This window comes from Psychrobacter urativorans, assembly GCF_904846675.1.
Classification (GTDB): domain Bacteria; phylum Pseudomonadota; class Gammaproteobacteria; order Pseudomonadales; family Moraxellaceae; genus Psychrobacter; species Psychrobacter urativorans_B.
The window spans coordinates 33,422-53,031 of the sequence record NZ_CAJHBT010000015.1 but is presented as its reverse complement, the minus strand read 5'-3'; the positions used below and the strand labels follow the sequence as shown (position 1 = coordinate 53,031).

32 protein-coding genes are annotated in these 19,610 nt (G+C 42.1%); 29 read left to right on the top strand and 3 right to left on the bottom strand.

Annotated features, from left to right (window positions below; translation table 11 throughout):
* The first annotated feature begins 8 nt into the window (after positions 1-8).
* The 23 genes from rpsS (at position 9) to rplQ (ending at position 11,412) form a co-directional block, all read left to right on the top strand.
* Positions 9-284, top strand: a complete 276-nt coding sequence (gene rpsS, locus JMY06_RS08300) for a 30S ribosomal protein S19 (protein WP_079690993.1) — start codon at positions 9-11, stop codon at positions 282-284.
* A 10-nt stretch (positions 285-294) separates the two neighbouring features.
* A complete protein-coding gene (gene rplV / locus JMY06_RS08295) occupies positions 295-624 on the top strand; it encodes a 50S ribosomal protein L22 (RefSeq protein WP_201527802.1) in 330 nt (109 codons plus the stop codon).
* 3 nt (positions 625-627) lie between these two features.
* Entirely contained in the window at positions 628-1,350 is a 723-nt protein-coding gene (gene rpsC, locus JMY06_RS08290) for a 30S ribosomal protein S3 (protein WP_201527804.1), read from the top strand.
* A 3-nt stretch (positions 1,351-1,353) separates the two neighbouring features.
* Positions 1,354-1,767: a 50S ribosomal protein L16 gene (gene rplP / locus JMY06_RS08285; protein ID WP_201527805.1), complete on the top strand. Its 414-nt coding sequence runs from the start codon at positions 1,354-1,356 to the stop codon at positions 1,765-1,767.
* Positions 1,767-1,964 carry a 50S ribosomal protein L29 gene (rpmC, locus tag JMY06_RS08280; RefSeq protein WP_201527806.1) on the top strand — a complete coding sequence of 66 codons (198 nt, stop codon included), beginning with the start codon at positions 1,767-1,769 and terminating at the stop codon, positions 1,962-1,964. Before rplP ends, rpmC begins: the two co-directional genes overlap by 1 nt.
* Complete coding sequence (rpsQ, locus tag JMY06_RS08275) at positions 1,961-2,236, top strand: 30S ribosomal protein S17 (RefSeq protein WP_201527807.1); 276 nt, start codon at positions 1,961-1,963, stop codon at positions 2,234-2,236. Before rpmC ends, rpsQ begins: the two co-directional genes overlap by 4 nt.
* 182 nt (positions 2,237-2,418) lie before the next feature.
* Entirely contained in the window at positions 2,419-2,787 is a 369-nt protein-coding gene (gene rplN, locus JMY06_RS08270) for a 50S ribosomal protein L14 (RefSeq protein ID WP_201527845.1), read from the top strand.
* 8 nt (positions 2,788-2,795) lie between these two features.
* Positions 2,796-3,113 carry a 50S ribosomal protein L24 gene (gene rplX / locus JMY06_RS08265; protein WP_201617864.1) on the top strand — a complete coding sequence of 106 codons (318 nt, stop codon included), beginning with the start codon at positions 2,796-2,798 and terminating at the stop codon, positions 3,111-3,113.
* A 21-nt stretch (positions 3,114-3,134) separates the two neighbouring features.
* Positions 3,135-3,671 carry a 50S ribosomal protein L5 gene (gene rplE / locus JMY06_RS08260; protein ID WP_201617863.1) on the top strand — a complete coding sequence of 179 codons (537 nt, stop codon included), beginning with the start codon at positions 3,135-3,137 and terminating at the stop codon, positions 3,669-3,671.
* A gap of 12 nt (positions 3,672-3,683) precedes the next feature.
* Complete coding sequence (rpsN, locus tag JMY06_RS08255; protein WP_201527810.1) at positions 3,684-3,989, top strand: 30S ribosomal protein S14; 306 nt, start codon at positions 3,684-3,686, stop codon at positions 3,987-3,989.
* 11 nt (positions 3,990-4,000) lie between these two features.
* The gene (gene rpsH / locus JMY06_RS08250; protein WP_201617862.1) at positions 4,001-4,399 is read left to right on the top strand and encodes a 30S ribosomal protein S8; all 399 of its coding nucleotides are present in this window, start codon (positions 4,001-4,003) and stop codon (positions 4,397-4,399) included.
* Between the two features lie 227 nt (positions 4,400-4,626).
* Positions 4,627-5,160 (top strand): 50S ribosomal protein L6, encoded by a 534-nt coding sequence (gene rplF / locus JMY06_RS08245; RefSeq protein ID WP_201527814.1) that lies wholly within the window; start codon positions 4,627-4,629, stop codon positions 5,158-5,160.
* Between the two features lie 11 nt (positions 5,161-5,171).
* On the top strand, positions 5,172-5,522 hold the full coding sequence (gene rplR, locus JMY06_RS08240; protein ID WP_068034619.1) for a 50S ribosomal protein L18: 351 nt from the start codon (positions 5,172-5,174) through the stop codon (positions 5,520-5,522).
* A 2-nt stretch (positions 5,523-5,524) separates the two neighbouring features.
* Positions 5,525-6,040: a 30S ribosomal protein S5 gene (gene rpsE / locus JMY06_RS08235; protein WP_201527818.1), complete on the top strand. Its 516-nt coding sequence runs from the start codon at positions 5,525-5,527 to the stop codon at positions 6,038-6,040.
* A gap of 20 nt (positions 6,041-6,060) precedes the next feature.
* Positions 6,061-6,240, top strand: coding sequence for a 50S ribosomal protein L30 (gene rpmD, locus JMY06_RS08230; RefSeq protein WP_201527820.1), 180 nt, complete (start codon positions 6,061-6,063; stop codon positions 6,238-6,240).
* A complete protein-coding gene (gene rplO, locus JMY06_RS08225) occupies positions 6,240-6,680 on the top strand; it encodes a 50S ribosomal protein L15 (RefSeq protein ID WP_201617861.1) in 441 nt (146 codons plus the stop codon). Before rpmD ends, rplO begins: the two co-directional genes overlap by 1 nt.
* 19 nt (positions 6,681-6,699) lie before the next feature.
* On the top strand, positions 6,700-8,031 hold the full coding sequence (gene secY / locus JMY06_RS08220; protein ID WP_201527846.1) for a preprotein translocase subunit SecY: 1,332 nt from the start codon (positions 6,700-6,702) through the stop codon (positions 8,029-8,031).
* Between the two features lie 61 nt (positions 8,032-8,092).
* On the top strand, positions 8,093-8,209 hold the full coding sequence (gene rpmJ / locus JMY06_RS08215; protein WP_201527823.1) for a 50S ribosomal protein L36: 117 nt from the start codon (positions 8,093-8,095) through the stop codon (positions 8,207-8,209).
* A gap of 259 nt (positions 8,210-8,468) precedes the next feature.
* Positions 8,469-8,825 carry a 30S ribosomal protein S13 gene (gene rpsM, locus JMY06_RS08210; protein WP_201617860.1) on the top strand — a complete coding sequence of 119 codons (357 nt, stop codon included), beginning with the start codon at positions 8,469-8,471 and terminating at the stop codon, positions 8,823-8,825.
* 20 nt (positions 8,826-8,845) lie between these two features.
* Positions 8,846-9,235, top strand: coding sequence for a 30S ribosomal protein S11 (rpsK, locus tag JMY06_RS08205; RefSeq protein ID WP_201527825.1), 390 nt, complete (start codon positions 8,846-8,848; stop codon positions 9,233-9,235).
* Between the two features lie 48 nt (positions 9,236-9,283).
* Positions 9,284-9,925 (top strand): 30S ribosomal protein S4, encoded by a 642-nt coding sequence (rpsD, locus tag JMY06_RS08200; RefSeq protein WP_201617859.1) that lies wholly within the window; start codon positions 9,284-9,286, stop codon positions 9,923-9,925.
* Between the two features lie 100 nt (positions 9,926-10,025).
* Positions 10,026-11,033 (top strand): DNA-directed RNA polymerase subunit alpha, encoded by a 1,008-nt coding sequence (locus tag JMY06_RS08195; RefSeq protein ID WP_201527827.1) that lies wholly within the window; start codon positions 10,026-10,028, stop codon positions 11,031-11,033.
* A 19-nt stretch (positions 11,034-11,052) separates the two neighbouring features.
* Positions 11,053-11,412 (top strand): 50S ribosomal protein L17, encoded by a 360-nt coding sequence (gene rplQ / locus JMY06_RS08190; RefSeq protein WP_201617858.1) that lies wholly within the window; start codon positions 11,053-11,055, stop codon positions 11,410-11,412.
* Between the two features lie 163 nt (positions 11,413-11,575).
* On the opposite strand, the gene JMY06_RS08185 is transcribed toward rplQ, so the two are convergent.
* Together JMY06_RS08185 and JMY06_RS08180 are read right to left on the bottom strand one after the other, a co-directional pair.
* Positions 11,576-12,196, bottom strand: a complete 621-nt coding sequence (locus JMY06_RS08185; RefSeq protein ID WP_201617857.1) for an L-threonylcarbamoyladenylate synthase — start codon at positions 12,194-12,196, stop codon at positions 11,576-11,578.
* 388 nt (positions 12,197-12,584) lie between these two features.
* Positions 12,585-13,349 (bottom strand): elongation factor P hydroxylase, encoded by a 765-nt coding sequence (locus JMY06_RS08180; RefSeq protein ID WP_201617856.1) that lies wholly within the window; start codon positions 13,347-13,349, stop codon positions 12,585-12,587.
* A gap of 189 nt (positions 13,350-13,538) precedes the next feature.
* On the opposite strand from JMY06_RS08180, the gene JMY06_RS08175 reads away from it, so the two are divergent.
* From JMY06_RS08175 to lysM, 6 genes are all read left to right on the top strand, one after another.
* A complete protein-coding gene (locus tag JMY06_RS08175) occupies positions 13,539-14,135 on the top strand; it encodes a YceD family protein (RefSeq protein ID WP_201617855.1) in 597 nt (198 codons plus the stop codon).
* Positions 14,136-14,543: 408 nt separating this feature from the next.
* Complete coding sequence (gene rpmF, locus JMY06_RS08170) at positions 14,544-14,726, top strand: 50S ribosomal protein L32 (protein ID WP_201529707.1); 183 nt, start codon at positions 14,544-14,546, stop codon at positions 14,724-14,726.
* Between the two features lie 368 nt (positions 14,727-15,094).
* Positions 15,095-16,060 (top strand): ACP S-malonyltransferase, encoded by a 966-nt coding sequence (fabD, locus tag JMY06_RS08165; protein WP_201617854.1) that lies wholly within the window; start codon positions 15,095-15,097, stop codon positions 16,058-16,060.
* Positions 16,060-16,788, top strand: a complete 729-nt coding sequence (fabG, locus tag JMY06_RS08160) for a 3-oxoacyl-ACP reductase FabG (protein WP_201529711.1) — start codon at positions 16,060-16,062, stop codon at positions 16,786-16,788. The genes fabD and fabG overlap by 1 nt, the downstream gene beginning before the upstream one ends.
* A gap of 269 nt (positions 16,789-17,057) precedes the next feature.
* A complete protein-coding gene (acpP, locus tag JMY06_RS08155; protein ID WP_201529713.1) occupies positions 17,058-17,294 on the top strand; it encodes an acyl carrier protein in 237 nt (78 codons plus the stop codon).
* A gap of 295 nt (positions 17,295-17,589) precedes the next feature.
* Positions 17,590-18,099, top strand: a complete 510-nt coding sequence (gene lysM, locus JMY06_RS08150; protein WP_201529715.1) for a peptidoglycan-binding protein LysM — start codon at positions 17,590-17,592, stop codon at positions 18,097-18,099.
* Positions 18,100-18,240: 141 nt separating this feature from the next.
* Here the strand turns inward: lysM and queG are convergent, their stop codons facing one another.
* On the bottom strand, positions 18,241-19,437 hold the full coding sequence (queG, locus tag JMY06_RS08145) for a tRNA epoxyqueuosine(34) reductase QueG (RefSeq protein ID WP_201617853.1): 1,197 nt from the start codon (positions 19,435-19,437) through the stop codon (positions 18,241-18,243).
* Positions 19,438-19,610: the final 173 nt, after the last annotated feature.

The following is a 19,610-nucleotide window of genomic DNA, read 5'->3' as shown; positions in this document are numbered from 1 at the left end:
AGAATTTCATGCCTCGTTCATTGAAAAAAGGTCCATTCATAGACGCGCACCTGTTTGCCAAAGTTGAGAAAGCATTAGATACCAACTCACGCAAACCCATTAAAACTTGGTCGCGCCGCTCAATGATTCTGCCCCAAATGGTTGGCCTGACTTTATCTGTTCACAATGGCCGTACTCATGTACCGGTTATCGTAAGCGAACAGATGGTTGGTCATAAACTAGGTGAATTTGCTCCGACTCGTACGTATCGTGGTCATGGCATTGACAGAAAAGCTAAGAAATAAGGTGCTCACCATGGAAGTAACTGCAAAATTACGCGGTGCCGCCATATCGGCACAAAAAGTTAGACTCGTTGCTGATGAAGTTCGTGGCAAATCTATTGAGCGTGCTTTGGATATCCTGACGTATAGCAATAAAAAAGGCGCTGTGTTTGTTAAGAAATGCCTTAACTCAGCCATCGCCAATGCCGAACATAATCATGGTGTAGATATTGATGACCTAAAAGTCTCAACCATCTATGTCGATGAAGGCATCACGCTAAAGCGTATCCTACCACGTGCTAAAGGTCGCGCTGACCGTATAAGTAAGCGTACCTGTCACATTACTATAAAGGTAGGAGAATAAGTTATGGGTCAAAAAGTACATCCAATCGGAATTCGTCTTGGTATTGTCAAAAAGCATAACGCAAACTGGTATGCTAATCCTAAACAATACTCAGAATACCTAATTAACGACATTCAAGTACGCGAATATCTACGTAAAAAGCTAGATAAAGCGATGATCAGCAATATCATGATTGAACGTCCTACTGGTGCCGCTAAGATTACCATCGCCACCGCGCGTCCTGGTATCGTTATCGGTAAGAAAGGCGAAGATATCGAAAGACTTCAAAAAGAATTGACCAAAATGATGGGCGTACCCGCTCAGGTCAACATTGAAGAAATCACATCTCCTGACCTTGATGCTCGTCTGGTAGCAGACGGTATCGGAAGCCAGCTTGAACGCCGTGTTATGTTCCGTCGTGCGATGAAGCGCGCCGTACAAAACAGCATGCGTTCTGGTGCTAAAGGTATTAAAGTTGAGCTGTCTGGCCGTCTTGGCGGTGCTGAGATTGCTCGTACTGAATGGTACCGTGAAGGTCGTGTGCCACTGCATACGTTCCGTGCTGATATTGACTATGCGTCAATACGTGCGGAAACGACTTACGGCACCATCGGTGTAAAAGTTTGGATTTTCCGTGGCGAAATACTTGACGGTATGAACAGCGTATACAATCCCGTCAATGAAGATAAGCCTCGTGCGCCAAAACGCCGTGGTCGTGGAAACCGTCGAAACTCAGACAGAGGTTAAACTATGTTACAGCCAAAACGTACCAAGTTTCGTAAAATGCAGAAAGGTCGTAACACTGGGCTAGCTCATCGTGGAAGCACCGTTGCATTCGGACAAATTGGTCTAAAATCTTTGACTCGCGGTCGTATGACAGCGCGTCAAATTGAAGCAGCACGTCGTACCATTACTCGTAAAATTAAGCGTGGTGGTAAGATTTGGATTCGCGTATTCCCAGACAAGCCTATTTCTAAAAAACCATTAGAAGTGCGTATGGGTAAAGGTAAAGGTCCTGTAGAATATTGGGTATGCGAAGTCAAACCTGGTAAAGTGCTATATGAAATTGAAGGGGTCTCAGAAGAGCTTGCTCGCGAAGCCTTAACGCTTGCTGCAGCAAAACTGCCCTTTAAAACTACCATTGTTAAGCGGACGATAATGTAATGAAGATCAGTGAATTACGTGATAAATCATTAGAAGAACTGACCCAGTTACTTGATGAAAAGCAACTTGATGCTTTCCGTATTCGTATGGCTAAAGCAACTGGTCAGTTGGGGAATACCCATGAAGTCAGAGTCAATCGTCGTACGATTGCTCAGATTCAGACTTTGATTAACGAGAAACAACGAGGCGACTCATGAGCGATAACGATCAAGCAACTACCAACACTAGCGTATTGACAGGAAGAGTTGTCAGCGACAAGATGGACAAGTCCATCACGGTTTTGATTGAGCGTCTTGTTCGTCATCCTTTGTATGGCAAACAGCTTCGTCGTTCTACAAAAATTAAAGCCCATGATGAAAACAATGTTTGCCAACAAGGCGACCTTGTCCGCATCAAAGAAACGCGTCCAATCTCAAAAACTAAGTCATGGACTTTAGTTGATGTGGTTGAAAAAGTAGAGAAAATCTAAGTAAATTGCATTAAAAGCCAGAAGCTGTTAGAATAGCCGACTTTTTGAAGATGCTGATTGCGCCGAGCGTAGATCATTCACATTCAGAGTAAATAGCGGTTATTTATATTAAAATGCCGCCTACTCATACTGTGCTAGCGGCAGCAACTGGTTTTTATTGCTCATACGTGTGGAGTAACGCTATGATTCAGGTTGAGTCAATGCTGGAAGTTGCAGATAATAGCGGTGCAAGGCGAGTTCAGTGCATTAAAGTACTGGGTGGCTCTCATCGTCGTTATGCATCAGTCGGCGACATCATTAAAGTAACGGTTAAAGAAGCCATTCCTCGCGGTCGTGTCAAAAAAGGCGACGTGATGAATGCGGTAGTTGTACGTACCAAAAAAGGCGTTCGTCGCTCTGATGGTTCTGTGCTACGTTTTGATGACAATGCTGCAGTATTGTTGAACCAAAACAACGCGCCGATTGCAACTCGTATTTTTGGACCGGTAACTCGTGAACTACGTGGTGATCAGTTTATGAAAATTGTATCCCTAGCACCAGAAGTATTGTGAGGTAATCCATGTCAAAATTACGTAAAGGCGATACAGTCGTTGTGATTGCTGGTAAAGATAAAGGCAAGCAAGGTACTGTACAAGCTGTAAAAAATGATCGTATTAAAGTTGAAGGCATTAATATTGTCACTAAACATCAGAAGCCAAATCAGGCAACTGGCGTTGAAGGCGGTATTCTTAAGCAAGAAGCTTTTCTGCATATCTCAAATGTCGCAATTTTAAATGCGCAAACCCAAAAAGCAGACCGTATTACTTATCAGTTCAACGAAGACGGCAAAAAACAGCGTGTCTATCGTTCGAACGGTGAAGTCGTGGCGACTGCGTAAGACACTAAGGGTGTAATGGTAATGGCAAGATTAAAATCTTTATATAATGATAAACTAAAGCAGCAAATCAAAGAAGAGCTTGGTTTAGATAATGTGATGCAAGTGCCTAAAATCACTAAAATCACACTTAACATGGGTGTAGGCGGCGCGTCTCAAGATAAGAAATTGCTTGAAGGTGCAGTAGCTGATATGACCGCGATTGCTGGTCAAAAACCTGTAGTCACCAAAGCGCGTAAATCAATTGCTGGCTTTAAGATTCGTGAAGAATGGCCAATTGGTTGCAAAGTAACGCTACGCGGTGAGCAAATGTACGAATTTTTAGATCGTCTCATTGCCGTTGCAATTCCTCGTATTCGTGACTTCCGCGGTTTTTCACCTAAAGCCTTTGACGGTCGTGGTAACTACTCATTGGGTATCAAAGAACAAATTGTATTCCCGGAAGTAGAATTTGACAAGATTGATCGTATCCGTGGTATGGATGTGACTATCACCACGTCAGCTGCTACTGATGATGAAGGTCGTGCTTTGCTTAAAGCATTCGGCTTCCCATTCAAATAAGGTAAAGACGTTATGGCAAAAAAAAGCATGATTAATCGCGAATTGAAGCGCGAAAAAGCAGTCGCTAAATACGCTGACAAGCGTATGAAGCTAAAAGAAACTATCAGTGATATGAATGCAAGTGACGAAGTGCGTATGGACGCGATGTTAGAGCTTCAAGGCCTACCACGCAACTCATCGCCAGTTCGTCTACGCAATCGTTGTGCTATCACAGGTCGTCCTCATGGCTACTTCCGTAAGTTTGGCTTATCGCGCAATATGCTGCGTGAACGAGTCATGCAAGGAGATGTGCCTGGTGTTCGTAAAGCAAGCTGGTAAGGAGTAACTACATGAGTATGCAAGATACCGTTGGGGATATGCTAACCCGTATTCGTAACGCACAAATGGCTAATAAAGTATCCGTAGCTATGCCAAGCTCGAAACTACGTAAATCTATCGCTGATCTATTAGTCAGTGAAGGTTATGTGGCTAATGCTGTTGTTAATGCTGAAGAGAATAACAAAGCAACGCTATCTATTGAGTTAAAATATTTCGAAGGCAAAGCTGTCATCGAAACTATTCAACGTTTTAGCCGTCCTGGTTTACGCCAGCATCGCGGCAAAGACGCTATCCCTACTGTCAAGCAAGGTATGGGTGTTGCTATCGTATCTACCAGCCAAGGTATCATGAGCGATCGTGCTGCTCGCGCTGCTGGTATCGGTGGCGAAATCGTTGCATTTGTTGCTTAAACTGCAGTTTGTTGCTTTAAGTAATGAGACGATAGAGTCTATTTGTACCCTGTTAAACTTACTTGAATCTTATAGAAATTCATTGTAAGTTTAACCTTATTCAAACACGTAGTAATTTCATGAAAATTGGTTAGTGTTTGACAGGGTCAATTGTGCTAAACTAGCAGGCTTTTTAGCCTGTTAGTTTTTTCGCTAATAACAGTTTTAATTTTTTAAGGAATATTCCTATGTCTCGTGTGGCTAAAGCCCCAGTGACGCTGCCTAACGGCGTAAGCGTTACTTTGAACGATCGGCAGGTCGAAGTGAAAGGCAAGAACGGTAATTTGTCTTTACGCCTGCATGATTTGGTCGAGCTGAAACAGGAAGATGATGTTGTCACTCTCTCACCTACAGCCGATTCAAAAGAAGCCATGATGCATACTGGCACCATCCGCGCTCTATTAAATAATTATATTATAGGCGTGAACGAAGGCTTTGAAAAACGTCTTCAATTGATCGGTGTTGGTTATCGCGCACAAGTTACTGGCAATAAAGTAACCTTAAACGTTGGTTACTCGCATCCAGTAGAATATACGCTACCTGAAGGTGTATCAGCTGAAACCCCAACGCAAACTGAAATTGTTTTGAAATCAAACAATAAACAGCAGCTTGGTCAAGCAGCGGCTAAGATCCGTGGTTTCCGCCCACCAGAGCCTTATAAGGGCAAAGGTATTCGCTATAGCGACGAACATGTGATTCGTAAAGAAGCTAAGAAAAAATAAGGTGAGTTGAAATGTTTGATAAAAAAGCAGCTCGTCTGCGTCGAGCTAAGAAAACCCGCGCGCATATCCGTTTTTTAGGCGTTCATCGTTTAACGGTTAATCGCACACCAAAGCACATCTATGCCCAGATTATCTCTCCGAACGGTGGTGAAGTGATTGCTCAGGCATCTACCTTAGACGGCAGCTTGCGTTCAGGCGCTACTGGTAATGCTGATGCAGCGACGTCTGTAGGCCAAATGATCGCAGAACGCGCAAAAGCAGCTGGCATTACTAAAGTTGCCTTTGATCGTAGTGGTTTCAAATATCATGGTCGAGTAAAAGCTTTAGCTGAAGCAGCTCGCGAAAATGGATTGGAGTTTTAATCATGGCTAGAAATGATAAAAATGATAAAAATGAACAGACTGACGGTCTAGTAGAACGCTTGGTTACCGTTGATCGCGTTGCTAAAGTAGTCAAAGGTGGTCGTATCTTCTCTTTCACTGCTTTAACAGTAGTAGGCGACGGGAATGGTCGTGTTGGTTTTGGTCGCGGTAAAGCACGTGAAGTGCCAGCTGCTATTCAAAAAGCTCTAGAAGCTGCCAAGCGCAATATGATTACTATTGAGCTTAACGATGCAACTTTGTTTCATCCTATCAGCGCACGTCATGGTGCAAGTAAAGTCTATATGCAGCCTGCGTCTGAAGGTACTGGCGTAATCGCTGGTGGCGCAATGCGTGCCGTATTAGAAGTTGCTGGTGTCAAAGATGTTTTGACTAAATGTCATGGTTCTACCAACATGGCTAACGTTGTACGTGCAACATTCAATGGTTTACGTGATATGTCAACTCCAGAAAAGATGGCAGCCAAACGTGGTAAATCTGTAGACGAAATTTTGGGCTAACTTAGACTAGGTGAGTTACGATGAAGACAATGAGAGTCACTCAATTAAAATCAGGTGCCCATCGCCTCAAGAGCCACAAAGCGAGCTTGAAAGGATTGGGTTTACGCCGTATCGGTCATACCGTTGAAGTTGAAGATACTCCTTCAACCCGTGGCATGGTACATCGCGTCAACTACATGGTAAAAGTGGAGGAAGCGTAATGGGACTTAGATTAAATGAATTATCACCAGGTGTTGGCGCAAAGAAAACTGCCCAACGTCGCGGTCGTGGTATCGGTTCAGGTCTTGGTAAGACTGGTGGTCGTGGTGTAAAAGGTCAAAAGTCACGTTCAGGTTCTAGCATCCGTGCAGGATTTGAAGGTGGACAAATGCCACTATATCGTCGTCTACCAAAATTCGGCTTTACCAGTAAAATGGCAATGACGACTGCAGAAGTCCGTTTGTCTGAACTGAACAAAGTTGAAGGCGATGTAGTTAGTGTTGCAACGCTAAAAACCGCAAATCTTATTCGTCACGATATGAAGCGTGCTCGTATTATTTTGTCAGGCAATGTCACTAAAGCTTATACCTTCCAAGGTGTAAAAGTGACCAAAGGCGCCAAGCAAGCAATCGAAGCTGCTGGTGGTAGCATCGAGGAGTAGTATCGTGTCAAAGCAATCGATGTCATCGTCTGGTATTCCGCTCAACCCTTTTGCATTTATACGTAAGTATGATGAGCTTTGGTCGCGCTTACTGTTTTTGATCGGCGCATTGATTGTTTATCGTTTTGGGTCACATATTCCAGTACCGGGAATCAATCCGGTTAATCTGGCTGATTTGTTCTCACGCAACGAAAATACTATCTTGAGCATGTTTAACATGTTCTCAGGTGGTGCGCTTGAGCGAATGTCTATTATGGCGCTTGGCATCATGCCGTATATTTCAGCGTCGATTATAGTGCAGATGATGTCAGCAGTATTGCCATCGCTTGAAGCTCTCAAAAAAGAGGGTGAAGCAGGGCGGCGTAAACTGAACAAGTATACCCGTCAAGGGACACTTGCTTTAGCACTGGTACAGTCATTAGGAATGTGTGCTGGTCTCATCAGCCAGAATCTTACTTTAACTGCCGGTCTTACCTTTTATATCCCAGCCGTTACTTCATTAGTAGCGGGTGCTATGTTCTTAATGTGGCTTGGTGAGCAGATTACAGAACGCGGTGTGGGTAACGGGATCTCAATGCTGATTTTTGCCAGTATTGTTGCCGGTACGCCAGGTATGATTTCGCAGTCTATCGAACAGGTCAATCAAGGTCAGATGAACTTGATTGTGTTATTTATATTTGTAATATTGGGTGTCGCAGTTACTGCAGGTATCGTTTATATTGAGCGTGCCCAGCGCCGTGTCCCTGTAAACTATGCACAAAAGCAACAGCAAGGTCGCAAAATATACGCTCAGCAGCAGTCACATTTGCCGCTGAAGATTAATATGGCAGGGGTTATTCCTGCTATTTTTGCCAGTTCGTTGTTGTTGTTTCCGGCAAGTTTGGGACAATGGGTGGGTCAATCAACAGATCCTACTTTTATACAGAAAATACTACAAAATATGGCATTGGTGCTGTCGCCAGGACAGCCGTTATATTTAGTTCTGTTTGGCGCGATGATTATTTTCTTTTGCTACTTTTATACGGCATTAGTGTTTAGTCCGCGTGAAGTTGCTGAAAACCTTAAGCGTAGTGGTGCGTATATCCCAGGTATCCGCCCGGGACAACAAACACAGCGTTATCTCGATCATGTATTAAACCGGCTGACGTTTATCGGTGCGATATATATGACAGTTATTTGTTTAATGCCGATGATTGTCCAGTCGTCATTTGGTGTGCCGTTTCATTTAGGTGGTACGTCACTACTGATTATGGTGGTTGTGGTAATGGACTTCATATCGCAGATACAGGCGCATTTGATGACCCATCAATATCATGATCAGACGTTAATTCAATCGCCCACGCAATCTTAAATACTTAGTTTTATAAATACTTAATTTTAAATGATTAGGGCGATTTTCCAAGGAGCATGTGATGAAAGTCCAAGCATCAGTTAAGAAAATTTGTGGTAGCTGCAAAGTGGTACGCCGTAAAGGCAACGTGCATATTATTTGCACCGCAGAACCTCGCCACAAACAGCGTCAAGGTTAATCAATATTTAGTACAGGACATTATGTCTGGACTATAAATTGAATTAATACTTGAAAAATAACGGCGGATGCGATATCATCCGCCACTTGCCGTAGTTCATACTGAATTTTTTATAATTTGAAATCATCAGTCAATTTGCGTAGCAAGATGGCATGGTAGTAATAATAATAAAAAATTAGGTATTAACAGCAAAAAATCTGAATAACAACGCATTATTGATTATTAATAATGTTTGTTTTTCTTTAATGGAGAGAAATCAATGGCTCGTATTGCCGGCGTCAATATTCCGGATAATAAGCATGCTGTTATTTCACTAACTTACATCTTTGGCGTAGGTCGTACCACTGCTCAGAAAATTTTAGAAGCAGTTGGCATTGCCCCTACTACTAAAGTCAGTCAGTTAGATGATACACAGTTGGATGCTATCCGTGCACAAGTTGCAAACTTTACGACTGAAGGTGATCTTCGTCGCGAAGTATCAATCAATATCAAGCGTTTAGTTGACCTAGGTAGTTACCGTGGCATCCGTCATCGTCGTAACTTACCAGTTAGAGGTCAGAACACCAAGAACAACGCTCGTACTCGTAAGGGTCCGACACGCCCTCTCAAAAGATAATTAACTTAGGAAGCTAAAAGATGGCTAAAGACACTCGTAGTCGCAAGAAAGTGACTCGTCGTTCAGTATCGGAGGGCGTAGCCCATATCCATGCGTCTTTTAATAACACCATTGTTACGATTACCGATCGTCAAGGTAATGCACTGGCTTGGGCCACCTCAGGTGGACAAGGCTTCCGTGGTTCACGTAAATCTACACCATTTGCAGCGCAGGTTGCAGCTGAAGTCGCCGGTAAAGCGGCTCAAGAATATGGTGTTAAGAATATCGATGTTTTGGTCAAGGGACCAGGACCGGGTCGTGAGTCTGCGGTAAGAGCACTAGGTGCATTGGGTTATAAAGTTAACAGCATCTCAGATGTAACCCCAATTCCACACAATGGTGTACGTGCGCCGAAAAAGCGCCGCGTCTAATATTAAAGACGAAGCTTTTCGTCCCAAAGGCTTACAGGAGACATAAATATGGCCCGCTATATTGGACCAAAACTTAAATTATCGCGTCGCGAAGGTACAGACTTAGGTCTTAAGTCTGGCGTTAAACCTTATGACGTAAAAACGAAGAAAGCTGGGCGTCCGCCTGGTCAACATGGCGTTAGCCGTAATAAGACTTCAGAATATGCATTACAGCTGCGTGAAAAGCAGAAAGTGAAGCGTATTTATGGTGTGTTAGAACGTCAGTTTGCTAACTACTATAAAGAAGCCGCTCGTAAGCGTGGCGCTACTGGTGAAAACTTATTGGCTATGCTAGAAAGTAGGCTCGATAATGTGGTATATCGCATGGGCTTTGGTTCAACACGCGCCGAAGCACGTCAACTAGTTAGCCACCGCACTGTTATGGTAAAAAGAGCCGGACGTGATGAGTTTGTTCGTGTGAACATTCCATCTATTCAGCTGCAAGATGGTGATGTCATCGCTATCCAAGAGAAGTCTCGCGAACAGCTACGTATTAAAAACGCTATTGAACTGGCGACACAACGTGGTATTCCAGAATGGCTAGATGTTGACCACAGCAAGTTGCAAGGCACGTTTAAACAAGCGCCTGATCGTATTGATCTGCCTGCTGAAATTAACGAAAGCTTGATCGTTGAGTTGTACTCTAAATAACTGACGTTACGACTGATTTTAATACTGATGTGAATAAATATTGATATCAGTAAATATAAGTAACGTTAATTAAACCAGTTAAATAAATCGAGGTGACATCATGATGCTAAATGCAACTGAGTTTCTAACGCCGAATGCCATTAACGTGGACACGGTCAATGAAACGATTGCGAAAGTCACGCTCGAACCGTTAGAACGCGGCTTTGGACATACCCTCGGGAATGCCTTACGTCGTATCTTGTTATCTTCATTACCTGGTGCTGCAGTCATTGAAGCTGAGATTGATGGTGTTGACCATGAATACTCAACGCTTGAAGGTCTGCAAGAAGACGTACTTGACCTACTTTTAAATCTAAAAGGCTTGGCAATTACTCTTCATGACCAAAATGAAGTATTTTTGACCTTAGATAAACAAGGTCCGGGCACCATTACTGCCGCAGATATCGCGTTACCGCATAATGTCGAGATTATCAATCCAGAATTGGTATTGGGTACATTAAGCGACCGTGGTCATCTTAAGATGCGTCTGCGTGTAGTTATGGGTCGTGGATATGAGCCAGCAAATCAGCGCCGTGAAGATGGTGACACCAAAGCAATTGGTCGCTTAAAGCTTGATGCAAGCTTTAGTCCAGTGCAACGAGTCGCTTATCAGGTTGAGAACGCACGTGTAGAACAACGTACCGATCTTGATCGTCTTATCGTCGAGCTTGAAACTAATGGCACTATTGATCCAGAAGAAGCAATTCGTAAAGCAGCGACTATTTTGCAACAACAGATTTCTATCTTTGTTGACCTAGAAGCTGAAGAAGCGCCTGAGCCTGTGAAAGAAAAAGAAGAGGTCGATCCGGTGCTATTACGCCCTGTGGACGATCTTGAACTAACGGTTCGCTCAGCCAACTGCTTAAAAGCTGAAAACATTTACTATATCGGTGATTTGGTCCAGCGTTCAGAGACTGAACTACTTAAAACCCCAAATCTTGGTAAGAAATCATTAACGGAAATCAAGGACGTACTATCGTCTAAAGATTTAGAGCTCGGTATGCGCCTAGATAATTGGCCACCCGCTGACTTACGTGTTGATGATCGTTTCTCTTATCGTAGCCGTTAAACTTTAAGGATATTTGACCATGCGCCATCGTAAGAGTGGAGTCAAGCTGGGTCGTACCGGCAGTCATCGTAAAGCAATGTTCCAGAACATGACTAACTCGTTATTTGAGCATGAACTGATTAAAACAACATTGCCAAAAGCTAAAGAATTGCGCCGCGTTGCTGAGCCGCTAATCACTATGGCTAAAGACGACAGCGTTGCTAATCGTCGCCTAGCATTTAGTCGTATGCGTAGCAAATCTATGGTAGGTAAACTATTTGGCACGTTAGGTCCTCGTTACCAAACGCGTCCAGGTGGCTATCTGCGCATCGTAAAATGTGGTCATCGTGACGGTGATAATGCGCCCATGGCTTATGTAGAATTAGTTGATCGTGACTAATCATGTACGCTATCTGTATTTTGCATAAAAAAGCTCCAATAAATTGGAGCTTTTTTATGCGTTTGATATTTAAAATATTAATTATCAGCATTAATTATTAGTACCGTACTTTTCTTTTATATCAATTATCTACTCATGCTAATTTTCTCTATAACAATAACATCTATAATAATAGTGAGCTTACATCAGCGGCGCCTTGTCTAATAATCGTAGGCTGACCGCTGGTCATATCGACGATAGTAGTAAGCTTAGTAGTCTTGATACCGGCATTGATTAAGGCGTCTATTTGATTGCTCAATAGCTCTTCAATATCAAATGGGTCATCTATTACATGGTCATGCATAGGTAGTATCAATGAACTGGTCAAGATGGGCTCATCCATCGCTGTTAACAATGCTTGGGCGATAGGATTACTGGGTACACGAATACCAATGGTCTTTTTCTTAGCATGAGCCAGTTTCTTCGGTACATCTTTAGTTGCGTTTAAAATAAAAGTGATGGGCGCTGGTGTATGTGCTTTCAGCTGCTTAAACTGAACATTGTCTACTGCCGCATAAGTAGCAATCTCGCTTAAATCGCGGCATAGCAAGGTAAACTGATGCTTATCATCAAGTTCGCGAATTTGTTTAAGCTTATCGAGAGCATCTTTAGCTCCTAGACGGCAGCCAAAGGCGTAGCTGGTATCGGTAGGATAAATAATCAGCTTATCATTGCGCAGCAATTCAGCCGCTTGTTCGATGAGGCGTGGCTGTGGATCTTCCGGATGAATATAAAATGTTTGCATAATGAATCCTTATTTCATAAGTTTTGATTGTTTTATTAGTCTTATATTCTCGGTGCTGTACTTTTATCGTTATCAATTAGATATTGATATTAACGTTGCGAGTGTTATTAAATATATCCTTTCATTTTTTCATTTGCCAATATAAATATTGGCTACACCTTTAGTATAGCGATAAGTGAGAGAGGGGATATAGTAGTAAGGCGTTACTATTGTAGGGAAACGTTAATAGTAGGGAGTCATTAAATAGGTTAAACGAGATTAAGCAGATGGCAATTTGATATAGTGCTTAGCTTGCAGATGCAATTGTTTATACCAGTAAATTGTTATTAATAAAGCACCGTTAGTAAATCAATCTTATTAACTCTTCATTAGTAAACTATTATTACTATCAGCAAATCATCAACAATGCTCGTAACAATGTTTGTGCATCATTAGGCAGGGTTTGCGGTCTGGTAATATAATGGGATGCTTGCTGATAGACGTCCTTGGCAAATGTGCTGTGACTGGTATCAAAATCTGCAAACAAGTTGTCCTGTGAGACCTGAAAGGTGCGCTTACAGGCAAGAGTAAATAAACATTCTAAAGCTTGGGGTCTAATCTCTACGCGTTCAAAGGTTTGCTGCTGAGCACTGCTACGACCATCAGGAGCATACCAGTAACCAAAGTCCGCCAGCTGCCTGCGTGTACTACCTGCTACGCACCAATGGCTCGCTTCGTGCAAGGCACTGGCAAAAAAACCATGAGCAAACTCAACACGTGCAGGATGACCATTATAAGCAGGAAAGTATTCTGGTTCATGCTCACCGCGAACCAATTGCACATGATGCTTAGCGAATAGAGTATTAAATAGGTTCATTAGCCAGTCAGTAGCTGCTTGCTCGCTATGGTCAACTAGAACATCACCATTTATATTGTTTATACCGTCTGTAATGGCACTGTCACTATTTTTTTGTTCTTCAGCTTGGTCACCGTTAGTCAATTGCTGCCATTGTGGTTTTAAATATTCTAGATACTCCTCTACCTGAGCACCTGCCGACCCATCAGACTCATTTGTTGCTTTATTATTCAACTTAATCAGACGTTGCAATAATAATTCCTTATTATTGCCAACGAACAAGGTAGTGAAATCAGGAGAGGTATTATTAGACATCATAAATACAAAAGTAACCGAATAAAAAATGAGTTTATTAACATAAGGTTTTATTGCTTTAACCGTGAATAATAAGACTATTCACGCTGCTAGATAACAAAAATATTAACATACTAGGGCTAGCGTCATACTGAGGTTTCCGTTAATATAATAGCCAATATTATACACCGTTTCTGACTAATGAGGTCGCGTATGTCAAGCACTCCAGCCAGCCAGCCATCAGCTATTCACGATGATGTTACTCAAGCGTCTAACTCAGTAATCATGCCTGAGCATATTTCTTTAGACAAGTGGGCTGATAGTGGTTTTGAGTGGACAGGTGAAGTGGCGCCAACGTCATTTGAACGTCTAGTCACCCAATTGACCACAGAGCATGAACAGCCAAATCTGCAAGTTGAGACGGATCTATATCGCCGCAATAATGTCCTACATCTCGCCTTTAAACTCACAGGTGAAGTATGGCTCACTTGTCAGCGATGCTTGCAACCTATCGCCATCGACTTAACAGATGATTATGATATTGCACTATTAGATAATGATAGCCAAGTGCGCTTGGTCAATGAAGAACAAGATTATTTGTTACTAGATGAGATAGTTAGTGATCAAACTCCTGAGCGTTTATTGCCATTTAAAAACCTAATTGAAGATGAGATATTACTTAAGGCACCTATGGCGCCGAAGCATGATGACTGTGAGATGGTGGTTGATCAGGTTGGCGAAATTCCTGAAGAAGAAAACGAAAATCCTTTTGCCGCTCTTGCTTCACTAAAAGGCAAACTGTCTAAATAATGGATATTAATATAGTGCTCATCTAGTAATAACTAACCTAGTGTTATAACTAATTGTGAGTAATAGGTGCTAAACAGGCGCTAAAATAAGTTTTATAAGCTCATACATAGGTTGTTAATAGTAATCTTTTATCAGCTTTGTACATAAGAGCGAGAAGCAGGGCTTTATTAATCTTTTAAAGATGCGTATAATATTCGGTTTATTGCATTCTAGTAACATGCTGCTTGCTCTTAGAAAGACGATTGAGCGAATTATCCATAGATTTTAGACTTAATCAGTATTTTAATAAGTAAGTGGTACACTATTTAATGATGCGTAAGGCCTAGGTTGTTGTGATTATATGGCCTATGTCAGTATCGATTAAAGCTGAATTTTCAAGCTTATCCCTTTAAGTATAGGAGCTATATCATGGCCGTTCAAAAAAGCCGCAAAAGCCGTTCTCGTCGTGACATGCGCCGTTCACATCACCATATGACTGTGGCTGAGCTCAGCGTAGATGCCACCACTGGCGAAAAACATCGTCGTCATCATATGACTAAAGATGGTTTTTACCGTGGTCGTCAAATGTTTAAAGTCAGTCAAGACGCATAATTTACTGTCTTTTTGAAAATTGATTTGGGACTATTATAGTGGCAATAAGCCGCTACAGTGTTCTATACGATTATCATCAGGCAGTAAGCGTTGGGTTAACAAAAGCCAAGTTATTTTGCTAATATATATTATGTAGCCGAATAACTTGGCTTTTTGTTATTTAGTTTTTGTAGGGCAGTTACTAATTATAATAGACAACCCCCAACTATAATAATAAGCTGCAGCCGTGTATAGTTTAGTAATAATCAGCTATTATTGATTTCTTCTTAAAATAATATCTTAAAACGTACCTAATTCTACAACACGATTCTAAAATAATACCCGATTCATTCTAGGGACATTTCCAATTTACTTAAGGAATATTGGCTATGGCATCTGCACCCGATATGACAATAAAACAGCCACTACGTATTGCAATTATCTTTCCTGGACAAGGCTCGCAAGCGGTTGGTATGACCTCTGAGCTTGCAGAAATTTATCCTGAAATTCGCGCTACTTTTGCTGAAGCCAGCGCCGCACTTGGTGAAGACTTGTGGGCAATTTGCCAAGATGAAGAGCGATTGAACCAAACGCAATATACACAACCAGCATTGTTGACTGCTAGCATCGCCATTTGGCGTATCTTGCAAGACAAGTTAGACAAAGCGCCTCTTTATCTAGCGGGTCACTCTTTGGGTGAATACAGTGCCCTTTGTGCGGCTGGGGTGCTCTCTTTCGCTGATGCAATACGCTTAGTTCACAAACGTGGTCAGTTGATGCAAGAGGCAGTGATTGGTGTTGATACGGCTATGGCCGCCGTATTAGGGTTAGAGGACCACCGCGTTGAGACCTTATGTGAGCAAGCGACTGAACACGTCGATGGAGCAGTCGTCAATGCGGCGAACTTCAATAGTCCAGGCCAAGTGGTGGTATCGGGTAATGCGGCTGGTGTGACTGCAGTAATTGATAAAGTGCAAAATACCGGTAAAAAAGCCATTCCTCTAAAGGTTAGCGTCCCTTCGCATTGTGCGTTGATGCAGCCGGCGAGTAGTGCGCTTGCTGAAGCCTTAGCTGCTATCAAGTTTGATCAGGCTCATATCCCTGTCATCCAAAACCGTCATGCCCGCGTTGAGACCAGCACGTTAGGTATCAAGCAAGCATTAACTGAGCAGCTGAGCGAACCTGTATTGTGGTCCCAGACCATGCAGGAGCTGGCTGATAAACAGATTAATCTTTTAATTGAGTGCGGCAATGGCAATGTGCTAACCAATCTGGCCAAGCGCCAAGCGCATCCTATTGTCAGCTATCCGGTAGACAAGCCTGCCAGATTAGACAAACTAATAGAGGTATTATAATGAGTCGGACAATTACTTTAGTGACTGGTGCCAGCCGAGGTATTGGGAAAGCGGTTGCCAAGCGTTTTGCAAAAGAAGGACATTTTGTCATTGGCACTGCGACGACTGAAAAGGGCGCAGCGCTCATTGATAGCTATTTGCACGATTCAGGGGGCATTGGACGTGTTTTGGACGTGCGAGATAGCGCGCAGATTGATAAGCTGTTCGAAGAGATTGAAAGTGTTTACAGTGCCGTGCAAGTGCTGGTCAATAATGCGGGTATCACCCAAGATGGTTTATTGATGCGCATGAAAGATGAAGACTGGGAGAATGTGGTTGATACCAACTTATCATCCGTATACCGCATGAGTAAACGCGCTGTTCGCGGTATGATGAAAGCCCGTCGCGGTCGTATCATTAATATCAGCTCTGTGGTTGCACAAATGGGCAATGCCGGACAATCGAACTATGCTGCGACTAAAGCTGGTGTCGAAGGATTTAGTCGTACGCTAGCACGTGAAATCGGTTCTCGACAAGTGACTATTAACTGTGTCGCTCCCGGTCTTATTGAAACCGATATGACCGATGAGCTTGACGAGCGCTTGCTCAACTCTATGCTAGATGCGGTACCTATCGGACGACTTGGGCAACCAGAAGACATCGCCGCCGCAGTATTGTTCCTAGCGAGTGATGAAGCCAGCTATATTACTGGTGCTGTCATTCCCGTCAACGGCGGTATGTACATGTAGCATGAATAAAAACGTTACATCTGTATAATGAAAATCTGTGTGAACGAGTGTAAACTCTAATAAAGAGTGTTATAATGTTAAATGCTTTTATGTCAAAGACCTGTATTATAATCAGTCTTTATCCGACATTAAATAAAATTCAACGCTCGTTATGGTGTATTAAAGCTGTAAAGCTGACATAATGTATTGCGTTCTATATAACGCTATCAGCTCAAAAAGCGTCCAGTTGATAGTTTTTAAAATTAATAGATAAAAAGGGAGTTATTTATATGAGTAATGATACTGAGCTAAGAGTAAAATCTGCGGTTGCAGAGCAATTGGGTATGAATGTTGAAGACATCAAAAATGAGGCTTCTTTTATGGAAGACTTAGGTGCTGATTCGTTAGATTTAGTTGAACTAGTTATGTCATTTGAAAGTGATTTTGGTATCACTATTCCTGATGAAGATTCAGCTGAATTGACTACGGTACAAAAAGCAATTGATTACGTACAAGCCCAATTGTAATGAATAGTTGCTATAGCAGATAGTGCTAAGCCGCTTATCTTTATAGATAGGCGGTTTTTTTATGTCTATCACTTAGCTAAATAACCTCAGCTGTCATAAGTTTAAAATATTAGTATTAAAGCTTTATTAACATAAGCCACATCAAATCAACATTACTCAACATACGCTTACTATGCAAATTCTGCACCTTTGTTATACTCATCACCAGTGGTAATCGATACTTTTTTATTGCCATGATAATCAACACTTTAACAAAAGTGGCATTACTAATAATAATATTCAAAGGAGCATTTATATGGGCGTTTTCAGTTTTGCAAAAGATATTGGTGATAAGATTTTTAATCGTGACGATGATAAACATCAGGCTAAAGTTGAAACTAAAGCTGATGTAAATACACCAGTGAAAAGCACCGAACCTTCTGCACAGTCAGTTGCTAATATTTTATTGAGCCGTATCCAGCAGCAACATCTAAATATTAGTAATCTGAAAGTTAAGTACAATGGTTCAACAGATACTGCAGAAATTAGTGGTTCTGCTAAAACTCAAGCGGATCGAGAAAAGGCTATTATTGCTATCGGTAACGTACAACATGTAGCAAAGGTTATTGACAATATTAGTATCGAAGAAGATGCTCCAGAATCAACCATGTATACCGTAAAATCTGGCGATAGCTTGTCTAAAATCGCCCAAAACGTTTATGGCTCAACTGATGACTATATGAAGATTTTTGAAGCCAATAAGCCTATGCTGTCTGATCCGAATAAGATTTACCCTGGTCAAGTATTACGTATTCCTAAACCATAATTCTCTAAGTGATAATTTTAACGATTAGCTAAGCTTAGTTAAAAATAGTAAATAGTAAAAATAAAAACGTCCTTTAATATTTAAAGGGCGTTTTTTTATATGCCTGATGCCTAAATAGCTGATGTCCAATTTTGTTAGTAGCTATTCACTAATATTGCACAATTTACCTTGCTGCTCATCTATTGCCCATTGAATATGCTCATCCAGCATATCACTGTGAAAGCCTAATCTAGTGTGCAACTGGGTAATGATGTTAAAGCTAGCATTGGCATTACCAAGTCCGATAGTAATGTTACGCAAAAAATTAACGTAGCCGGTACGCCTAATGGGACTGCCTTGCGTCTTCTGTAAGAATTCTTCTTCAGTCCACTGCCATAACTCCAGCAAGCTGCTGTCATCAAGATTGTGCCTGGGCGCAAAATCGTCTACTGATGTCAGCTTGGCATAGCGATTCCAAGGACAAATCAGCTGGCAGTCATCACAGCCAAATACGCGATTACCGATAGCGCGGCGATACTTATGATCTATAGCTCCTTCATGCTCAATGGTTAAATAAGAGATGCAGGCAGCAGCATTCAGCTCATGGGGCGCGACAATCGCTTGAGTCGGGCAAATATCAATACAAGCGCTACAACTGCCGCAGTGCGCCTCAATGGGTCTATCCTCAGGTAGCTCTAAGCTGATAAACAGCTCACCCAACACGAAAAATGAGCCGGCTTGTTTATTGAGTAGTAAGGTGTGCTTTCCTGTCCAACCCAGCCCAGCCGCATCCGCTATTGGCCGCTCAAAGATAGGGGCAGAGTCACTAAATGGCCGAAAGACAAAATCTGCACTATCGCCAATATCTAGATGTTGCCATTCAGGTAAGATAGCCTCAATCTGTAGCGCTAATTGCTTGAGACGGCCACGCATAGTTTTATGATAATCACGGCCACGCGCATAACGGGCAATAATGCCATTATTGGGACGATTATTGTCTTCTACCGTTCGTGGTTGCGGTGCTTCGGTCAGATAATCCATACGCACACTGATGATGGTTTTTGCGCCTTCTACTAATTGTTCTGGATGTGCCCTTAGATGATGGTTGTTATGCATAAACTGCAATTGACCTTCATAACCCTTGTCCAGCCACTTTTGTAGTTGCTGCATTTGTTGCGCAAATAAAGGGTGATGTACCGATAAAAAGCCGCAATCAGCAAATCCTAATGCTTGCGCTTGCGCTTTAATCCAGTATTTAACGTCCTCTGGGGTCGCAAACGTAGAAGTATTAACCATTGCAATACTGTTTGTTGAAAAATGGTTTGCTGAGGAGTCGTTTTCTGCAGTTTTTGTATTCATAAGTGACAATAAATGATAGCGTGAATATCACTATGATAAGCCAGATAACACAGCACGCAAGTATAAAGAATAAATTAACAGTGCTTTGGTATTGATAACGATACATAGTGCTAAGCAAACTTTTGCTACGCTTATAATAATAAAACCAATAAATGGCAAAAATAACAGAGGTT

Excerpts from the sequence above, each read along its gene's own strand:
- rpsS (WP_079690993.1), top strand. The coding sequence starts at position 9 with ATGCCTCGTTCATTGAAAAAAGGTCCATTCATAGACGCGCACCTGTTT.
- rplV (WP_201527802.1), top strand. The coding sequence starts at position 295 with ATGGAAGTAACTGCAAAATTACGCGGTGCCGCCATATCGGCACAAAAA.
- rpsC (WP_201527804.1), top strand. The coding sequence starts at position 628 with ATGGGTCAAAAAGTACATCCAATCGGAATTCGTCTTGGTATTGTCAAA.
- rplP (WP_201527805.1), top strand. The coding sequence starts at position 1,354 with ATGTTACAGCCAAAACGTACCAAGTTTCGTAAAATGCAGAAAGGTCGT.
- rpmC (WP_201527806.1), top strand. The coding sequence starts at position 1,767 with ATGAAGATCAGTGAATTACGTGATAAATCATTAGAAGAACTGACCCAG.
- rpsQ (WP_201527807.1), top strand. The coding sequence starts at position 1,961 with ATGAGCGATAACGATCAAGCAACTACCAACACTAGCGTATTGACAGGA.
- rplN (WP_201527845.1), top strand. The coding sequence starts at position 2,419 with ATGATTCAGGTTGAGTCAATGCTGGAAGTTGCAGATAATAGCGGTGCA.
- rplX (WP_201617864.1), top strand. The coding sequence starts at position 2,796 with ATGTCAAAATTACGTAAAGGCGATACAGTCGTTGTGATTGCTGGTAAA.
- rplE (WP_201617863.1), top strand. The coding sequence starts at position 3,135 with ATGGCAAGATTAAAATCTTTATATAATGATAAACTAAAGCAGCAAATC.
- rpsN (WP_201527810.1), top strand. The coding sequence starts at position 3,684 with ATGGCAAAAAAAAGCATGATTAATCGCGAATTGAAGCGCGAAAAAGCA.
- rpsH (WP_201617862.1), top strand. The coding sequence starts at position 4,001 with ATGAGTATGCAAGATACCGTTGGGGATATGCTAACCCGTATTCGTAAC.
- rplF (WP_201527814.1), top strand. The coding sequence starts at position 4,627 with ATGTCTCGTGTGGCTAAAGCCCCAGTGACGCTGCCTAACGGCGTAAGC.
- rplR (WP_068034619.1), top strand. The coding sequence starts at position 5,172 with ATGTTTGATAAAAAAGCAGCTCGTCTGCGTCGAGCTAAGAAAACCCGC.
- rpsE (WP_201527818.1), top strand. The coding sequence starts at position 5,525 with ATGGCTAGAAATGATAAAAATGATAAAAATGAACAGACTGACGGTCTA.
- rpmD (WP_201527820.1), top strand. The coding sequence starts at position 6,061 with ATGAAGACAATGAGAGTCACTCAATTAAAATCAGGTGCCCATCGCCTC.
- rplO (WP_201617861.1), top strand. The coding sequence starts at position 6,240 with ATGGGACTTAGATTAAATGAATTATCACCAGGTGTTGGCGCAAAGAAA.
- secY (WP_201527846.1), top strand. The coding sequence starts at position 6,700 with ATGTCATCGTCTGGTATTCCGCTCAACCCTTTTGCATTTATACGTAAG.
- rpmJ (WP_201527823.1), top strand. The coding sequence starts at position 8,093 with ATGAAAGTCCAAGCATCAGTTAAGAAAATTTGTGGTAGCTGCAAAGTG.
- rpsM (WP_201617860.1), top strand. The coding sequence starts at position 8,469 with ATGGCTCGTATTGCCGGCGTCAATATTCCGGATAATAAGCATGCTGTT.
- rpsK (WP_201527825.1), top strand. The coding sequence starts at position 8,846 with ATGGCTAAAGACACTCGTAGTCGCAAGAAAGTGACTCGTCGTTCAGTA.
- rpsD (WP_201617859.1), top strand. The coding sequence starts at position 9,284 with ATGGCCCGCTATATTGGACCAAAACTTAAATTATCGCGTCGCGAAGGT.
- JMY06_RS08195 (WP_201527827.1), top strand. The coding sequence starts at position 10,026 with ATGATGCTAAATGCAACTGAGTTTCTAACGCCGAATGCCATTAACGTG.
- rplQ (WP_201617858.1), top strand. The coding sequence starts at position 11,053 with ATGCGCCATCGTAAGAGTGGAGTCAAGCTGGGTCGTACCGGCAGTCAT.
- JMY06_RS08185 (WP_201617857.1), bottom strand. The coding sequence starts at position 12,196 with ATGCAAACATTTTATATTCATCCGGAAGATCCACAGCCACGCCTCATC.
- JMY06_RS08180 (WP_201617856.1), bottom strand. The coding sequence starts at position 13,349 with ATGATGTCTAATAATACCTCTCCTGATTTCACTACCTTGTTCGTTGGC.
- JMY06_RS08175 (WP_201617855.1), top strand. The coding sequence starts at position 13,539 with ATGTCAAGCACTCCAGCCAGCCAGCCATCAGCTATTCACGATGATGTT.
- rpmF (WP_201529707.1), top strand. The coding sequence starts at position 14,544 with ATGGCCGTTCAAAAAAGCCGCAAAAGCCGTTCTCGTCGTGACATGCGC.
- fabD (WP_201617854.1), top strand. The coding sequence starts at position 15,095 with ATGGCATCTGCACCCGATATGACAATAAAACAGCCACTACGTATTGCA.
- fabG (WP_201529711.1), top strand. The coding sequence starts at position 16,060 with ATGAGTCGGACAATTACTTTAGTGACTGGTGCCAGCCGAGGTATTGGG.
- acpP (WP_201529713.1), top strand. The coding sequence starts at position 17,058 with ATGAGTAATGATACTGAGCTAAGAGTAAAATCTGCGGTTGCAGAGCAA.
- lysM (WP_201529715.1), top strand. The coding sequence starts at position 17,590 with ATGGGCGTTTTCAGTTTTGCAAAAGATATTGGTGATAAGATTTTTAAT.
- queG (WP_201617853.1), bottom strand. The coding sequence starts at position 19,437 with ATGAATACAAAAACTGCAGAAAACGACTCCTCAGCAAACCATTTTTCA.